Source organism: Clostridium senegalense, assembly GCF_018916625.1.
Classification (GTDB): domain Bacteria; phylum Bacillota; class Clostridia; order Clostridiales; family Clostridiaceae; genus Clostridium_J; species Clostridium_J senegalense.
In genome coordinates, this window is the sequence record NZ_JAHLNC010000017.1 from 1 (window position 1) to 17745 (window position 17745).

A 17745-nucleotide genomic window follows, 5' to 3' on the forward strand; every position below is an offset into this window, starting at 1 on the left:
GGTATATACCCATATTCTTTTAATCTCATCCACCCAATCGTTGGTATCTTAACTCTATGTCTTTCTATAGTCCAATCAGTTTTATTATTCTTAGGAAAATAAGCTTTAACATCTTTATTCTTCTTTTTCTTGAACTTAGGAAAACTTGTTTCTCCTTTAAAGAATTTTTTAAAAGCTTTTTCTCCATTTATAATAGCTTGTTTTGTAGCTTTAGAAGATACTTCTTTTATCCACTTTTTATCTTGGTTCTTAGGGATATATTCATTATTAAGCCATTTTGAAAAATCCATTCCACTTACAAAGCTTTTTTCTTTTTGATAAATTTCTTTATTATGAGCAAGATAGAAATTATATATAAACCTTGATATTCCTATAGTTTGATGTATTTTTATTTTTTGTTCTAAAGTAGGTTTAATCTCTATCTTGTAAGCTCTTTTCAATTTCTTCATCCTCCTTAATCTTTTTTTTATACTTTCTAAGACCATAAATTCTGCAACTAAAAACATGTAATATTGATATTTTATCTTGAACTGATTCTTCTTGAGGTGAAAAACTTTCATTATTAACAACTATTATTTTGACATCAAATTTTACTAAAAATCTTTCAAGCCAATTGTAACCAAAACGTATAAATCTATCTTTATGGGTTATTAAAATAAAATCAATTTTATTTTCCATACATTCATCTAAAAGTTTATTCCATTTTTTCGGTTATAATTTAATCCACTTCCTATATCAGATATAACGTCATCAACAATAATACCTTTATCATTTGCAAAATTCTTTAGAAATTCAATTTGATTTTTTAAATCATCTTTTTGATTGTTGGTAGAAACTCTTGTATAAATGATTATTTTTCTTTCCATTTCTTTTTTTTAAACCTTTGAATTCTAAATATTGGTCATAAGTATAATACATTCGATTAGTAGGAGTTCTTTTTGCTTTTAATATATCTTCTCTATCCCAACATTGAAGTGTTTTTACTGATACGTTTAGTAATTCAACAAAATCTTTTGGCTTATAATTTGTAATATGTTTCATTTAATATACTCACTTCCTTTTATGAGTACATTTCAACACATTTTTACACTAATTTCAATAAATTTAGCAACTATTACTTAGCTCCTTAATATGTAATTTATAACCTTAATATTTACGTTTCATAAAAATTCCTTTAGTTCTTTATTATAACATTAGTTTACCTTATTAACAATAAATCTATAGCCATAGAAAACATCCAGCTAAAAAAATAAAAACTATGTCAAAACTTTAATTTCATTTTGACATAGTCTATATTTTCATTTTACTTTTTACCTATTATAATACTACCATCCTCTATTAGCATATAAACTATTTTCAGGAATTTCTCTTATATCAAGACTATCCATAGCTGTTCCTAAATCCTCTGATATTTGAGCAAGAATTTCTGGCTTATTGTAATTTCTTACTGCTTTTACTATAGCTTCTGCTCTTTTTTCTGGATTAGAAGATTTAAATATTCCAGATCCTACAAAAACTCCATCACAACCAAGTTGCATCATAAGTGCTGCATCTGCTGGTGTAGCTATACCACCTGCTGCAAAATTAACAACCGGTAACTTTCCATTTTCATAAACATATTCTATTAAATCAAAAGGTGCTCCCATGTCTTTGGCAATTGTCATCAATTGTTCCCTTGTAGCACTTTTTACTTTTTTTATATCATCTGTAACTTGTCTCATATGTCTAACTGCTTCCACTACATTACCTGTTCCAGCTTCACCCTTAGTTCTTATCATTAGGGCTCCTTCTCCTATTCTTCTCAAAGCTTCTCCAAGATTTCTTGCACCACATACAAATGGAATATTAAAAGCTTTTTTATCTATGTGAAAATCTTCATCTGCTGGTGTTAAAACTTCACTTTCATCTATATAATCTATTTGTATCGCTTCTAAAATTTGAGCTTCAACAAAGTGTCCTATTCTTACTTTTGCCATTACAGGAATAGAAACCGCTTTTTTTATTTCTCTTATCATTTTAGGATCAGACATTCTTGCAACTCCACCTTGTTTTCTTATGTCTGATGGAACACGTTCTAAAGCCATTACTGCAACAGCTCCTGCTTTTTCAGCTATTTTAGCCTGCTCTACATTTACAACATCCATAATTACTCCGCCCTTTAACATTTCGGCAATATTTTTCTTTGATTCATATTTGTTTCCCATAATATCTCCCCTTTACAAAATTAAAATATTAATATATAATAAGTGTAACGATACAATTTGTTTTTATTTATAGATATATGTACTAAAAATATATTTTGTATCGTTCAAACAATTAAATTATTGCATACAATTTTAAGGTTGTCAATACAATCTTGAAATTTATAATACAATTTTCGAAAGGAATGTTTTTAATGGATACTTTATCGATACAATTGGATAAAAATTGTAGTGTCCCAATGTATATGCAAATTGCTAATAGTATAGAGAAACTTATAGATAAAAGTGAACTATCTATTGGTGATAAGCTTCCACCTATACGTAAATTGGCTACAGAACTTGATGTAAATAATGTAACTATAGTAAATGCTTATAAGCATTTAGAAGTTAATGATTATGTTACTGCTGTTAAAGGTAGTGGATATTATATCAAAGATAGAAAATTTAAAAAAATTGTACCGAGCGATACTACAAAAGAATATTTTTCACCGATACAAAATGATGACTATGATTATGAATATGAAAATATAAAACTTATGACTAGTGGCCAAATTGAAATTTCTGAAAATGCAATTAACTTTGCTAGTGCTACGCCAGACCCTAGCATATTTCCTGTAGATATATTTAAAAGTGCATTAAACGAAGTTCTTGATAGAGATAAGGGCTTTGCATTTGGCTATCAGGAAAGTAATGGTTATGAACCTTTACGCGAAGCTCTTTCTGATTATTTATTAAGATCAAATTCAATAAAGGTTCCATCAGATTTCATACAAATAGTTTCTGGTGCACAACAAGGTATTGATATTATTGGAAAATGCCTTTTAAACCCTGGCGATTATGTTATAACCGAAAACCCTACTTATAGTGGCGCTGTTTCTGTTTTTAAATCTAGAGATGCTCAAATTGTAGGAGTACCAATGTTGCATGACGGGATAGATACTGATATTTTAGAAGAAAATGTAAAGAAATATCATCCAAAACTTGTATATCTTATGACTAAATTTCAAAATCCAACTACAATATCTTATAGTGAGGAAAAACTATATAAGATTTTAAAAATGGCTGATAAGTATAATTTTTATATAGTTGAAGATGACTCATTAGCAGGTCTTTCATTTTCTAATTTTTCTATGAATACAACTTTAAAATCATTAGATACAAATGACCGTGTAATATATGTAAAAAGTTTTTCTAAACTTTTAATGCCAGGCTTAAGAATAGGTTTTGTCACTTGTCCTGAAATAATTGTTGATAAATTTATGATGGCTAAACACACAACTGATATTTCTTCATCTGGTTTAATCCAAAGGGCACTTCATATATATTTTGAAAAAGGACAATGGGAAAATCATTTATCTTATATGAAGAATATTTATAAAAGTAAATATGATGCAATGGTATATGAACTTAATAAACTTGAAAAATACGGTATAACTTTTTTCAAACCACAGGGTGGGCTTAATTTTTGGTTAACGCTACCTAAAGAATTAGATGCAACAAAGCTCTATTTAGAATGTGCAAAAAAAGATGTACTTTTAGTACCAGGTAAAATATTTTATACTTCCAAATGTGATAATATGGATAAGACTATACGACTTAGTTTTGCTGGAACTAATGTAGATGAAATAAAAACAGGTGTTTCAATTATAAACGATATAGTTTTAAAACTTATTAATAAAACCACTAAAAAAACTTACTTAACACCAATGATTTAAAGAGTTTAAAAGGATAACTTAAAATTTGAGATAAACTTTAAGTTATCCTTTTTATAAAATACTATTAAACTATTTATTTTTTATAGTCATATAAATTTATAACCTTTTAAATAAAAAAATATATGATTATTATTAAAATTAAATAATCATATATTTTCATAAAGTTTAAAATTCCAACATGTCTTTTTTTTCATATATAGCATCTATAAAAATCCTAACAATATCCGGATCAAATTGAGAACCACTACATCTTTTTAATTCTTCAATTGCCTCCTTATAATCTTTCTTTTTTCCATATGGTCTGTTTGATGTCATAGCATCAAAACTATCAATTACTGTCAATACTCTAGATAAATAGGGTATTTCTTTTCCTTTTAATTTACTTGGATAACCATTCCCATCATACCTTTCATGATGATGTAATATTATTTCAGATATATCCTTTAATGGATTAATTTGGCTTATAAGTTCAGCACCTTTTATGGGATGTTCCTTTATAATATTCCATTCCCTCTCATTTAAAGTAGATTTTTTAGTTAATATATCTTTATCAATATGAATTTTTCCTACATCATGAAGATAAGCTGAATATACTAATGTTTTTATATCATTGTTACTTAATTTGATTTTATCACCTATTAATTTAGTATAAAAAACCATTCTTTCACAATGACCATAAGTATATTTATCCTTAGAATTTATAACACTTATCAATGTTTTTATAGAAGTTATTTTCTCAGCGTCCTCTTTACATACATTAAAATTAATTCCTTCAAAAATACATTCATAAAACTCTGTTCTATTTCTACTTAAGAATTTAGCCCTGTATAAAGCATCATCAGCAGTTTTGATAAGTTCTTCTGCATCATCAGCTTTAGACGGATATAAAGAAACCCCTATTGACACTGTAAGCTTACCTTTAGGTTGATTTTCTTCCCCATAAAATTTATATTTTTCAATAATTTTCCTTATATCTTCAGCAATCTTTATAAGTTCACATTCATCTATTGAAGGTAGAATAATTGAAAATTCTTCCCCACCATATCTTGAAACTATATCACATTTTCTAACATTTTGCTCTAATAGTTTTGCTACCTTAAAAAGAACTTTGTCTCCATTTTGGTGGCCATAAAGATCATTATAATTTTTAAAGAAATCTATATCTAAAAATATAATACCAACAGAATCCTTAGTTTCTTTCGCTATTCTTATTTGTTCTCGTATTTTATCTTGAAAATATCTATGGTTATATACATTTGTTAATCCATCTTTATTAATTGCTTTTTCTAACTCTTTAATATGTTCTTTTTCTATTTTTACATAATAACCAAGAGGCCAAGCAGTTAACATAAAAATACCACTTAGTATTAAGTCCCTTTGAAAATATTGATTAACACTTTTATTGGGTCCACATATTAAATCTAATGCTAATATTAAGATGGAAGAACTAGCTGCTATAAGCAATCCATGATTCATGCCACACTGTATGGTAGAGGTTATAATTATAAATAGAAATATTAATTTATACTCACTAGTATAACCACCTGAAACAATTATACAAAAGAATAATAATACTACAAAAATCATATTTTCAATTATATGTATTTTCTTATGACTTTTTTCACAATATCTCTTGCTAATTGAAAATGTCCAAAGTGTATAAATACCTGTTAATAAAAGAATAGGAAGCATAAAACATATAAAATCTATATTATTGTATATAAACATATCTAAGTATCCATTTTTTTGAAACATCACATCAAAAAATATTATAGTAACAAAAAATAATGATGCTATTTTTACTATAGATACAATATCATTGATTTGTTTTATCTTTACTTTTTCACTATCTTTCATAGAATTTACCCTTTTTTACTTAATTTTTAAAATAAAGACCGGATAAACCGATCTTTATTTACTATTCATCTCTTAAACTTTTAGGTTCTTCTGGTTGATAAAATGCCCAGTAACATGCTGCTGATGCTACTGTTGAAGCTACAACTGTCATAGCTGTTGCTACTAACATTAATATTTTGTTTCTAGATTTTCTCATAAAGTTCCCCTCCCTTATATGGCACATCAAATTAAATAATAAATTAAATTACTTCTTTTTTGTAATTATAATCTACTATCTTTTTTCACATGCCTCATAACTAATTATATTACTTAAAAAACCATCTACTTTACTTAACAAAAGATGTCCTATTTTAGTAAGCGTAAAAACTTGCCATAACATCCCACTACAAATACACAAAGAATAAACCATTAAATCATAGTTTTCCCACATGTAATATGCTATAAGATTCAATATGACTAAAACTAAATATACACTAATTGTTATTATAGATTTTCTTTTAAGTTTTAAGCGTTTTTTGGTATTTTTTATAGTTTTTTTTATACTATCTACCGGCGCTAACTTATACACTAATATATAAGATACTAAAAATGCTATTACTCCAAAAAATATAACTATATATAATGTTATATTAATATTTTTTATAATCAAAGAACAAATTATAGGTACTAAAGTTCCTACTATTGCACATATTCCTGGAGTACTTGCATGAATTCCACCAGAAGATTTTCTTAAAATAGCTATAGTAAATGATATTATTAATGCTTCTACAATTGCATGAAAAATGAATCCTACTATAATTACTAATAAAATACAAAATATACTTTGAAAGAATGCAAACATACCATATGCTATAACATCTTTTTTTTCATCATCTAAATCTAATTTTATTGCCATCCATTTAGAGATTGCATTTACTATTTTAAGCATAATTTAAAACTCTCCACTTTCCCTTCCAAATCCATATCTTATTAAACTTATTAAAGCAATGAAAATTACCAAGGATGGTAACCCATACATAACTTTCATATAACTATCATTAAAAATGTAAACTATATTTTTATTTAAAATGTTTTTAATAAATAATATATTAAGACCTTCACTAAAAAATTGAAGTATAGATAGTTTAATTGCTATCTTAACACTTGAAATTACATCTATATTGTTCAAGATATGGCTTATCACCACTAATATAAGTATATTTAAAATAGTATGAACTCCAAAATTTATAGGCAATTTTCTTATAATGTATATACAAATAACCAATACTATACTAGAATTTATATAATTTTTCATATTAAATTCTGTTCTTGAAAATGTATACATACCAAATAAAATTATAAGACTTTCTGGCAATACTCTACATACTATTTCTAAAAAAGATAAACTAAGCATCTTTTTTACACCTCCATATATACAAGGAATTTTTCATTTGTTTGTTTAGAAGTATAAAATTTAATCCTATCATAAATTATTCTATATTACTTTTAATGAATTATTTTCGTCTTGTTTTTTGCTTGCCAACTTAATAGAAGTGTAAATTATAATAAATACATAAGCACGTATTAATATATCCCCGATGCTTAAAACACTGTATCCCAAATCAAAAATATCTGTTAAAAAAATCACACTACTATTTTTGTCACCTAAGATATGTATATCTTTAACTATACTAAAAGCTTCCTTTGTTGCATATCCAGTTTTATATGATAAAGTTGGAAATACTGGCATCTTACCATTATTTTTTAATATAGCTATTTTATTTAAAATACTACCTATAAAGATAAATACAGACCCTATAATAGCTTGTACATACTCCTTATATTTTAAAATTAAAAAAATATATGACATTAAATAAATTGTCTTTATATTCTTTAAATAAATTATAGTATGATAATTCCCACGAAAAATATTAATTTGTAATATAAAACAAATTATTTCTAAAAATATTGGAGGATATATCTGCCAAGTTTTAAATATAGGCTTTATTTTATACCCTTTTATTTTTCCAATTAAAAAAGCTAAAAAAATAGTTTCTATCATAAATTCTCCCTAATAAAATAATTCTATAGCATTTCATGTCTTATAATAACATATTTTTTTAACTATTTGCAAATATATTTTACAAATTATTGTTTATTTTAACAATTATTATAATATTTATTAACAAAATGTAAACAATTACTCTATTCCCTTTATTTTATTTTTTTTCCAGTTAAAATAGAGTTAATACTATAACCTAAAAAGGAGAGTGATGCATATGTGGAGGGGTACTTACAATTTCTTAAGCAGATTTAAGACCTCCTAATATGTGAAGTATTATCTTAAATTGCTTTAGAATTTGATTTTATAAGTAAAAATGACAAAAACAATAATTTTACAGTTAAGGAGTTTAAGATATGAATATAGTTGATATAAAAGAAAGAAATGCAAATGAAAAAGGTAAAAAATTAAGAGCACATGGAGAAGTTCCTGGAATAATATTTGGGAAATGTTTAGAAACAAATATACCAGTTAAAATTGACAACTCTACATTAATCAAATTACTTAGATCAAATTCTGAAGGTTCAATAATAAGACTTAATCTTAATGGAACTTCAAAACTTTGTGTCGTTAAGAAAGTTGATAAGGATGCAGTATCAGGAAAAGTATTGCACGTTGAGTTCCAACAAGTTGTTGAAAAAGAGATAATTAAATTAAAACTTTCAGTAAGTCTTAAAGGTCATGAAAACCTTGCCTTAAAGAGATTAGTTGTAGAAAACTTCTTAAATGAAGTTGAACTTCAAGGTGAAGTTGAAAAAATACCTGAATTTATAGAGTTATATGTTGGAGATAAAGAATATAACGATAAAATTTATGTAAAAGATATACCTCTTCCTGAAGGTGTCAAATTTATAACTGAGCCGGAAACTTTACTAGCTATAGTTAACTAAAACTTGAGACTGTATAAAATACAGTCTCTTTATTTTTTTAAATTTCCATTATAATAGGTAAGATTGTAGGCCTTCTTTTAGTCTTTTCATATATTAATGTCTCAACAGCTCTTTTCATATTAGATTTTAAAAGATACCACTCAATTATTTGATTTCCTAATGCATCCTCTAACTCTTTTTTAGCAACCTCTTTAACTTTACCTATTAATTCTTCTGACTCTTTCACATAAACAAATCCACGAGTTATCACATCTGGACCTGAGATTAATGTATAACTTTCTTTTTCTATTGCAACAACAATAGTTACCATTCCCTCTTGTGCTAAATGCCTTCTGTCTCTAAGCACTATATTGCCTACATCACCTACACCAAGACCATCTACTAGTATATTTCCTGTTTTAACTTTTCCACATAATTTTGCATTATCCTTTGTTGCTTCAAAAACACTTCCATTTTCCAATATAAATATTTTATTCTTATCCATACCTAAACTTTCTGCTAAATCTTTATGATGTTTTAAGTGTCTATACTCTCCATGTATTGGTATGAAATATTTAGGCTTTACTAATCTGTGCATCAATTTTAACTCTTCCCTAAAGGCATGACCTGATACGTGTACTTCTTCTAAATCCTCGTATATTACATCTGCCCCTTTTTTAAATAGCTGATTGATAACTCTTGATATTAATTTTTCATTACCTGGAATTGGTGATGCTGATATAATAAATAAATCCTTTGGTTCTACTTTAATTTTTTTATGAGTAGAAAAAGCTATTCTTGCCAATCCCGCCATTGGCTCTCCTTGACTTCCTGTAGTTACTATAGTAACTTTGTCATTATCTATTCCAGCAATTTCATCAACTTCTATAACAAAATCATCTGGTATGTGTAAATATCCTAACTCCCTTGCAACTTCTGATATGCTCTCCATACTTCTTCCACTAAAAGCAACCTTTCTTCCATGTTTGATAGATGAGTTTATTATTTGTTGCATTCTATGAATATTAGATGCAAATGTAGCCACAATTACACGGCCATCAGCCTTAGAAAATATTTTATTTAAAGTTTCTCCAATAGATTTTTCTGAAATAGTGTGTCCACCTCTCTCTGCATTAGTACTATCGGCCATTAAAAGCAGTACACCTTCTTTTCCTATCTCAGATATTCTTTGTAAATCCATAAATAATCCATCAATTGGTGTATAATCTATTTTAAAATCACCAGTATGAAGTATTGTTCCAAGTGGAGTATGAATTGCTATAGCACAAGAATCTGCAATACTATGAGTTGTTCTTATAAACTCTATTGCTAAATTTTCAAGTTTTATAATATTACCAGGAGCAACTACATTTAATTTATATTCAAACTTTAAATTACTGTCTTTTAGCTTTTTTTCAATTATTCCTAAAGTTAATTTACTACCATATACAGGTACATTTATTTGTTTTAATATATATGGCAGTGAACCTATATGATCTTCATGACCATGGGTTATAAAAATCCCCTTTATCTTTTCTTTATTATTAAGTAAATAGGTAACATCTGGTATTATCAAATCTACGCCATACATTTCTTCATCTGGAAATGCTGCTCCACAATCTATAACTATAATTTCTTCTTTATATTCTATAGCTGTAATATTTTTTCCTATTTCCCCTAAACCACCTAGTGGAATAACTTTTAATTTTTCTTCAATCGACACTAAAAACCCTCCTTATTTGTAATGTTTAAAATTATTATTCCTATATAGGTATAAATTAATTCTAAAACAAAAAATTAACCTAAATAAATATAAAAAAGCTATACAGAAGTAAGTTATAAAACTACATTCTTGTACAGCCTCTTTACATCTATAATTTTCTAAGTTATATCTTAAGCAATTAAATAGTTAATTAAGTTGATTTTCCATTTTAGTCAATGTTTTTTTATAAAATATAGTAAAACAAGTTACTGTAGTAATTGCTGCAATTATATCTGCAACTGGCTCTGCAAGTAATACTCCTTGAAGTTTATTTTCCATAAAAATAGGAATTATAAATGTTAACGGTATAAGAAGTACTATTTTTCTTAACAATGCAAGAAATAGCGATGTTTTAGCTTGTCCTAATGCTAAGAAAGTTTGTTGACATGCTATTTGAGCTCCTATAGCAAAAATTCCACCAAAGAATATTTTTATACTCCAAGAAGTTATAGCTAAAAGTTCTGGTTTATCATTAAATATACTGACAAAAACTTCTGGGAATACCATAAGAGATATCCATACAACTACGGCATAAATTATGGAAGATTTCAATAACAATTTAAAAGTATCTTTAACTCTATCAATATTCTTTGCTCCAAAATTATAACTTATTATCGGTTGTGCACCTTGAGTAAGCCCTGTAAGTGGTAGCGTTACTATTTGACTAATACTACTCATTATAGTCATAGCTCCTACTGCTAAATCACCACCATATACCTGAAGTTTATTATTTAATGTAATTAAAACTAAGCTTTCAGTGGATTGCATTATAAATGGTGCAACTCCTAACGTTATAATTGGATAAATTATTTTTAAATTTGGAACCATATATTTTTTTCTTATTTTTAAAATACTTTTTTTCCCAAACAAAAAGAATATAACCCATAATGCTGAAACAAATTGAGCAGTAACTGTAGCTATCGCTGCCCCTTTAACACCCATATCAAATACAAATATAAAAATTGGATCTAATAATATGTTTACAGCAGCACCAATAAGTACAGTAATCATTCCTATTTTTGCAAAACCTTGAGTATTTATAAAAGGATTCATTCCTAATGATATTTGAACAAACAATGTACCTATTAAATATATAATTAAATAATCCTTTGCAAACCCTATAGTTGCGTTACTTGCACCAAATGCCCACAATATTGGTTCATTAAAAATTAAAAATGTAACCGTTAAAATTAATGATATTATTATAAGCATTGAAAAACTATTGCTAAGTATTTTTTCTGCACTATCATTATCTTTCTCACCCATTTTTATAGCAGCAAGTGGCGCCCCACCCATTCCGATTAAAGCTGCAAAAGCAGATATTATCATAATTATAGGAAAAGCAATACCAACACCGGCCATAGCTATATCTCCATTTTCTATTCTTCCTATAAAAATTCTATCCACTATGTTATATAGTACATTTACTATTTGAGCTATTATAGCTGGAGTAGCTAATTTAAATAATAAGTTCCCTATATTATCTTTGCCTAAATCTGTATTCTTTAACTCCATAAATAGTCCCTTCTTTCTTAAATTTATTTTTATGAATCGCCATTCACTTTTTATTAATCTTTTAAATTATACTACAAATCTAATAATATATAAAGAGCGTAATATCTTACAAAAATCAAAAATTGGTAACAATAGTTACGGATTTTTATGAAAATATTTTATATAATAAAACAAAGAAGTTAAAAGACACTTTCTAACTTAATATATTCAAGTTATTAAACTGTAAAAATTACATGAGTAAAATAATATTATAATTTAAAGTTTACATTTTAGGAGGATTTAAATATGAGTTGTGGATGTACTGGATTAGAAAAAGACGGGAAAGCTATAGTAGATTTAGTAAGAAGTAAAGAAAAACAAGATTTAAAAATGAAAGTGGAACATGAAATACAATGTTCTTGTGGTAATACATTTATAATGACTACACATGTGGATAAATGTCCACACTGTAATATGACTTATGGTGTTACACCTTGTAGTTCTATGAATAAAGAAAATATACTTGCATCTGGAATTAATTATTAATTTAAATGTAAAAATTATAAAAAAGATAAAGTCAAACTATACTGACTTTATCTTTTTTTATCTAATTATTTTTAAATATATATTTAGAATTTAGGATTAATAATTTACTGCTAGTTAATAAATTGCCTTAAACTTACCTTAGGCAGTTAAATATTATAACTATCACTAACTATAATTATAATATTTTTATGGAAACAACTTGTAAAACCTTAATTTATTTTATTTATTTTTTAAAACATCCCTTATTTCTTTTAAGATTTCTAACTCTTCATTTATTTTCATTTCTTTCAATTCTTCTTTTTCATATTTTTTCTTAAACTTATTTATAAATTTTATAACTATAAATATAGATAATGCTATAATTAAAAAATCTACCACGTTTTGCAAAAACATTCCTAAATTCAGTGTTATTGCTGGCTTATTTTGTGTTTCCTTAACAATTTCAATAGCAAAGTGTGAGAAATTAATTCCTCCTGTAAAAAATCCTACTATCGGCATTATTATATCATTTACCATAGATGTAACTATTTTACTAAATGCTCCTCCAATTACTACACCTACAGCTAAATCTATTACATTACCCTTTACTGCAAATTCTTTAAATTCTTTAATTAATTTTTTCAAAACTGCACCACCTTTTTAGCTTTAATAATAATAGTTTATCCAAAGAAATTGTAATTATAATTTTTCAATATTCGCTTATTTGAATCGCATATTAAGATATTTTTATTATAACTTCGACAAATAGATTTTAATTTTTATTGTTAATTTATTGAATTTATTGGTTTTTTTTAATATTTTATGTATAATATAAGGAAATATATTAAATTTAAAAAATAAATTAGTTTTTTATAATACTAGTTTATTTTAAAAGGAGTAATTAAAAATGGGAGTTTTTACAAGATTATCAAATATACTTAGTGGTAAAGCAAATAAAGTTCTAGATGGATTAGAAAATCCTATTGAACAAATAGATGTAGCTATAAGAAATAGGCAAACTGCTGTAGACAATGCTAAAAGAGAAAGTGCATCTTTTATAGGTTCTATCAATGAAAAAAGAAGAGAGGTAAATGAACTTAAAAGTACAATTTCTCAATATGAGGAAGGTATTAAAAAAGCCTTATCTAACAATGATGAAGAAAAAGCAACTAAATTTTTAGTTAAGAAAAAAGATTTAGATAAAAAGCTTGAAAGTTTAAATATTACTATAGAAAAAATTTCTACTAGTGCTAATTTAGTTAAAGAAAATATAAAAAAGCTTGAAAATGAAGTTGAAGAATTAAAATCAAAAAAATCAGAACTTGCTGCAAGATATTCTACTGCTGAAGCTCAAGCTAAAGTTAATGAAATTTTAACTAATGTAAATAAAGATTCTAATATTTCTATAGATGAAATTGAGAGAAAAATACAAGAAAAAGAAAATTATGCTAATGGTCTAGAGTCATTCAAAGAAGAAAATCCGGAAGATGAGTTAAAGTCCTATTTAAATGAAAATTTAAATTCACAGGACTTAAAATCTGAATTAGACAAATATAGATAACTATAGTGAAATAAGCTCCTCTAAAATGTAACAATGTAATGTTGAATTTTACGTACTTTGGAGCATACATCACTATTGGATCTATACAAGTTTTGAAATTAGCAATTTAAAATTAAACTTTGAAACCTATATACGTAAGCAAGCTCTCATTTAAATTTAATAATTTAAAAATATTTTATACAAAATTGAATATTAGTTTATATGATTACGAGCTTGTTTTACTTTTTTATCTATTCAACCTTTAAAATTAGATTTTAACCTTATACTTTAATAAACAAGGAAGTGAATCACTTGAATAAAATAAAAGAATTTACAAATAGCGAAAGAAATTACTATAAAGATTTATATACTGAATTAATATTATCTATAGATAATATTAGCGAATTGCTAGATGAAGATGATTATAATAGTAGATTTTTTATAAAGAAAGTTCATATAATAAAAGATTATTTAGATAGGTTAGATGATGCAGATTATAAAGCTGATAAAAAAGACTTTTTTGATTTTTTAAAAAGTGATGAAAAATATAAAACTGAAGTTTTAGATTATAAATCTACTATAATTAACGATTTGAAAAAATTAGAACTTTGTAGAAAGTGTAAATGTTTAAAATGCGTATCCAGCTGTTCTTTTAAAAAATGTTTAAATTGCCTTCCCTCTTACTATGTTCATAACTGCAATAAGACGGATAACTGTATAACTAAGGGGCTAAATACTATTACTTTATATTCTAACGATGAAGAAAGAGATGTAAACTTTGAACCTCTAGGACTGTTAGAAGAGTTAAAAGAAAATAAATATTATATATACTTAGTAGAAAACAATAATAGAAATAATCAACATATATTAGAATATGTAAAATATCTAAATGGTGAAGTAGAGTATTTACCTATTACTAAAGAAGATTTAGATAAAATATATGATTCTTTTGTTAAGCTAAATTGTTATGAATAATATATTAGCTCGATTTTTAACTGTAATTTTCTTATCTATTTTTGTTTTCACAGGATTTTTTAGTAATGATGCCGTTGTTTTTGCTAAATCTAGTAGTCATTCAAAATCAAAAACTACATCTGTAAGTAAATCTAAAAGTAGTTCCAAGGTTAGTTCTGGTAGCTTTTCTAAGTCTAGTACCTCCACAAGCAAATCCTCAACTAAACCTAAAAGTAATGTTACTAAAAATAAGCCTACAACTAATTCAAAAGTAAAGTCTGGTAGTTTTTCTAAGTCTGATAGTTCGAAATCTTCAACTAAACCTAAAAGTGATGTAACTAAAAGTAAATCTACCACTAATTCAAAAGCAAGTTCCGGTAGTTTTTCTAAACCTAAAACAGATACCAAATCAAAATCTACTACTGATAAATCTAAAAGTAGTGTGTCTACAGATAAAACTGTAAATGATTCAAAAATCAATTCTGGAAATTTCTCTAATCAGAAATCCAATAGTTCAAAATCTAAAAATGAAGCAACTACAAGTGAATCAAAAGTAAAGTCTGGTAGTTTTACTACTCCTAAAGGTACTAGTAATGAAACAAATAAAACCACTACAAACTCTAAAAGTTCTACATATAAGCAAAACACTTCAAAAGTACGTAGTAGTTCTAGATGGTTACATTTTAATAACTCAGTATTTAGAATATCGTCATATTTAATTGTACTAGTTATATTTATAATTGTAGTTTTAATATTTTATTATAAATTTAAAATAAAATAATTTTTAAAGGCAGCTTTTAAAGCTGCTTTTTTTATACAAATTTTTAAATGTATAATTATATAAAATTATTTATTATACTTATATCATTAATTTTTTTAATGATTTTCATTTAAAACTTTCATATATTGTATATTTAAACCTTATGTTGTATATTTGCAATATAAGGTTTAAGGGATTTATTACAATTTTATCAGTTCATAAGAATTGCATACTCAAAAGTAGGTTACATTATAGAATGTGTAAATATATATTTAAAGTTAAATCTTTTAATACAGGCACAGATGAAATCTATAGCTTTCATCCCTATAAAATACTTAAAACCTAATTATATGTTTAAAAATGATTATTGTATAAGAAAACGTATAAACTTAATTTTTATAGTTTATTAATGTTTTAATTTTAAAATAAAAGGATATAAGGTGATATTAATGAGTGAGTTAAAAAAACTATTTTTAAGTGAAATTCCTGAGTTTAAAAAAACCGGTTTGAAATTTATTAACAAAGAGCTTTCAAGAGGAGATTTCAAAGGTATCTCTGGAGGCTTTGGAGTGTATTCTCACAGAGATGGTGAACATTTCATGATAAGACTTAGAATTCCTTCTGGAGTAGCTTCATTAGAAAATCTTAAAGATATTTATACAATTGCAAAAAAATATAATTTAGACAAGGTTCATCTAACAACTCGTCAAGCAATTCAACTTCATGGTCTTTCAATTGAAGATATATGTTCCATTATGGATGAATGCATAAACAAAGGAATATATACAAGAGGCGGTGGTGGAAACTTTCCTAGAAACGTTGCCATGTCTCCCCTTTCTGGTGTAGATAAAACTGAAGCTTTTGATGTTACACCATATGCTTTAGCTGTTAATGAACACTTCATGAAAAAAATTACAACATATAAACTACCTAGAAAATTAAAAGTATCTTTTTCTAGCAGCGATAACGATGAAGGACATTGCACAATTCAAGATCTTGGCTTTTTAGCTTGTACTAAAGATTCTAAAAACTATTTTAGAGTATATTTAGGTGGTGGACTTGGAAGAAATGGCAAAGTAGCTATAGAGTTCGATGAGCTAGTAGAACCTAAAGATGTACTGTATCACGTAGAGGCTATGACTAATTTCTTTATGGCTGAAGGAAATTATGAAAATAAGAACAAGGCCCGTATTAGATATATAGTTGAAAAACTTGGAGTAGATGGATTTATAAAAGAATATAAAAAACATCTTGCATTTGCAATAGAAAACTATGATTTAGATTTAAATATTACACCTATAAATTATAATAAAAAAGGTATAAATACAAACTTGAAAAATTCAAGACTTATACCTCAAAAACAACAAGGTTTATATAGTGTTTACTTCCATCCTATTGGTGGTCAATTATCTATGGATAATTTCAAACTAATATTAGATGAACTTGAAAAAATAGAAAAACCAACGATTAGACTTTCTATGACAGAAGGATTATATTTTATAAACTTAAATGGTGAAGAGGCTGAAAGAATTTTAAAAGTTACTAAAAATCTAGGTGGAGAAAATAAACTTGAGCAATCTGTATCTTGCATAGGTGTACCAATATGCCAAATGGGAGTTGCAGAAAGCCAAAGTACTCTTAATGCAATAATAGACTATTTTAAGGAACATAATCTTGAAGATGATATACTTCCAAGCATTCATATTTCTGGTTGTCCTAATTCTTGTGGTGTTCACCAAGTTGGAGAAATTGGATTAACTGGTAAAATGAAAAAAGTCAACAATATTTCTACTAAATGTTTTGAACTTCATATTGGAGGTGCTTTCGGATATGGCAAAGCATGTCTTGGAGAAGTTTATGGTGATATCACTGAAGATAGTGTTCCAAAAATGTTATACAAACTTGCACTCGAAATAAAAAATAAAAACATAACTTTTGATGAACTTATAAATAACAATACAAAAACTTTAAAAGATATTATTAGTGAATATATTGTTTAAATAACATAAAAGGTGGATATATCCACC

General features: G+C 26.2%; 17 protein-coding genes and 1 pseudogene. 7 read left to right on the top strand and 11 right to left on the bottom strand.

Going from position 1 to position 17745, the window contains the following annotated elements:
- The 3 genes and pseudogenes from KQI36_RS16895 to pdxS all read right to left on the bottom strand — a co-directional run.
- On the bottom strand, nucleotides 1-440 hold a 440-nt coding region (locus tag KQI36_RS16895; RefSeq protein WP_342357407.1), incomplete at its 3' end, for a helix-turn-helix domain-containing protein.
- A pseudogene (locus KQI36_RS16900) lies at nucleotides 412-1032 on the bottom strand (IS607 family transposase). The pseudogene KQI36_RS16900 and the gene KQI36_RS16895, both read right to left, overlap by 29 nt.
- 293 nt (nucleotides 1033-1325) lie before the next feature.
- Complete coding sequence (gene pdxS, locus KQI36_RS16905; protein ID WP_216451915.1) at nucleotides 1326-2204, bottom strand: pyridoxal 5'-phosphate synthase lyase subunit PdxS; 879 nt, start codon at nucleotides 2202-2204, stop codon at nucleotides 1326-1328.
- Nucleotides 2205-2395: 191 nt separating this feature from the next.
- Here pdxS and pdxR point away from each other — a divergent pair, with 191 nt between their 5' ends.
- Nucleotides 2396-3916, top strand: a complete 1521-nt coding sequence (pdxR, locus tag KQI36_RS16910; protein ID WP_216451916.1) for a MocR-like pyridoxine biosynthesis transcription factor PdxR — start codon at nucleotides 2396-2398, stop codon at nucleotides 3914-3916.
- Nucleotides 3917-4081: 165 nt separating this feature from the next.
- Here pdxR and KQI36_RS16915 read toward each other — a convergent pair whose 3' ends face one another.
- The 5 genes from KQI36_RS16915 to KQI36_RS16935 form a co-directional block, all read right to left on the bottom strand.
- Entirely contained in the window at nucleotides 4082-5773 is a 1692-nt protein-coding gene (locus tag KQI36_RS16915; RefSeq protein WP_216451917.1) for a bifunctional diguanylate cyclase/phosphohydrolase, read from the bottom strand.
- Between the two features lie 61 nt (nucleotides 5774-5834).
- On the bottom strand, nucleotides 5835-5969 hold the full coding sequence (locus KQI36_RS16920) for a cyclic lactone autoinducer peptide (RefSeq protein WP_010295521.1): 135 nt from the start codon (nucleotides 5967-5969) through the stop codon (nucleotides 5835-5837).
- Nucleotides 5970-6044: 75 nt separating this feature from the next.
- Nucleotides 6045-6701 carry an accessory gene regulator ArgB-like protein gene (locus tag KQI36_RS16925; protein WP_216451918.1) on the bottom strand — a complete coding sequence of 219 codons (657 nt, stop codon included), beginning with the start codon at nucleotides 6699-6701 and terminating at the stop codon, nucleotides 6045-6047.
- Between the two features lie 3 nt (nucleotides 6702-6704).
- Nucleotides 6705-7166, bottom strand: coding sequence for a hypothetical protein (locus KQI36_RS16930; RefSeq protein WP_010295525.1), 462 nt, complete (start codon nucleotides 7164-7166; stop codon nucleotides 6705-6707).
- Between the two features lie 81 nt (nucleotides 7167-7247).
- A complete protein-coding gene (locus KQI36_RS16935) occupies nucleotides 7248-7814 on the bottom strand; it encodes a DUF5317 family protein (protein ID WP_216451919.1) in 567 nt (188 codons plus the stop codon).
- Between the two features lie 356 nt (nucleotides 7815-8170).
- On the opposite strand from KQI36_RS16935, the gene KQI36_RS16940 reads away from it, so the two are divergent.
- Nucleotides 8171-8704 carry a 50S ribosomal protein L25 gene (locus KQI36_RS16940; RefSeq protein ID WP_010295531.1) on the top strand — a complete coding sequence of 178 codons (534 nt, stop codon included), beginning with the start codon at nucleotides 8171-8173 and terminating at the stop codon, nucleotides 8702-8704.
- A 37-nt stretch (nucleotides 8705-8741) separates the two neighbouring features.
- Here the strand turns inward: KQI36_RS16940 and KQI36_RS16945 are convergent, their stop codons facing one another.
- Both KQI36_RS16945 and KQI36_RS16950 read right to left on the bottom strand, forming a co-directional pair.
- Complete coding sequence (locus KQI36_RS16945) at nucleotides 8742-10406, bottom strand: ribonuclease J (protein ID WP_216451920.1); 1665 nt, start codon at nucleotides 10404-10406, stop codon at nucleotides 8742-8744.
- 186 nt (nucleotides 10407-10592) lie between these two features.
- On the bottom strand, nucleotides 10593-11960 hold the full coding sequence (locus KQI36_RS16950) for an MATE family efflux transporter (protein WP_216451921.1): 1368 nt from the start codon (nucleotides 11958-11960) through the stop codon (nucleotides 10593-10595).
- A gap of 285 nt (nucleotides 11961-12245) precedes the next feature.
- Here KQI36_RS16950 and KQI36_RS16955 point away from each other — a divergent pair, with 285 nt between their 5' ends.
- The gene (locus tag KQI36_RS16955; RefSeq protein ID WP_216451922.1) at nucleotides 12246-12485 is read left to right on the top strand and encodes a hypothetical protein; all 240 of its coding nucleotides are present in this window, start codon (nucleotides 12246-12248) and stop codon (nucleotides 12483-12485) included.
- A 219-nt stretch (nucleotides 12486-12704) separates the two neighbouring features.
- On the opposite strand, the gene mscL is transcribed toward KQI36_RS16955, so the two are convergent.
- Nucleotides 12705-13109, bottom strand: coding sequence for a large-conductance mechanosensitive channel protein MscL (gene mscL, locus KQI36_RS16960; protein ID WP_010295539.1), 405 nt, complete (start codon nucleotides 13107-13109; stop codon nucleotides 12705-12707).
- Nucleotides 13110-13371: 262 nt separating this feature from the next.
- Between mscL and KQI36_RS16965 the strand changes: the two genes are divergently transcribed.
- The 4 genes from KQI36_RS16965 to KQI36_RS16980 all read left to right on the top strand — a co-directional run bounded on the left by KQI36_RS16965 (nucleotide 13372) and on the right by KQI36_RS16980 (nucleotide 17718).
- The gene (locus KQI36_RS16965) at nucleotides 13372-14025 is read left to right on the top strand and encodes a PspA/IM30 family protein (RefSeq protein WP_010295541.1); all 654 of its coding nucleotides are present in this window, start codon (nucleotides 13372-13374) and stop codon (nucleotides 14023-14025) included.
- A gap of 291 nt (nucleotides 14026-14316) precedes the next feature.
- Nucleotides 14317-14979, top strand: coding sequence for a hypothetical protein (locus tag KQI36_RS16970; RefSeq protein WP_216451923.1), 663 nt, complete (start codon nucleotides 14317-14319; stop codon nucleotides 14977-14979).
- The gene (locus tag KQI36_RS16975) at nucleotides 14972-15739 is read left to right on the top strand and encodes a hypothetical protein (protein ID WP_216451924.1); all 768 of its coding nucleotides are present in this window, start codon (nucleotides 14972-14974) and stop codon (nucleotides 15737-15739) included. Before KQI36_RS16970 ends, KQI36_RS16975 begins: the two co-directional genes overlap by 8 nt.
- Nucleotides 15740-16167: 428 nt before the next feature.
- Nucleotides 16168-17718 carry a nitrite/sulfite reductase gene (locus KQI36_RS16980; protein ID WP_216451925.1) on the top strand — a complete coding sequence of 517 codons (1551 nt, stop codon included), beginning with the start codon at nucleotides 16168-16170 and terminating at the stop codon, nucleotides 17716-17718.
- The last annotated feature ends 27 nt before the right edge of the window (nucleotides 17719-17745 follow it).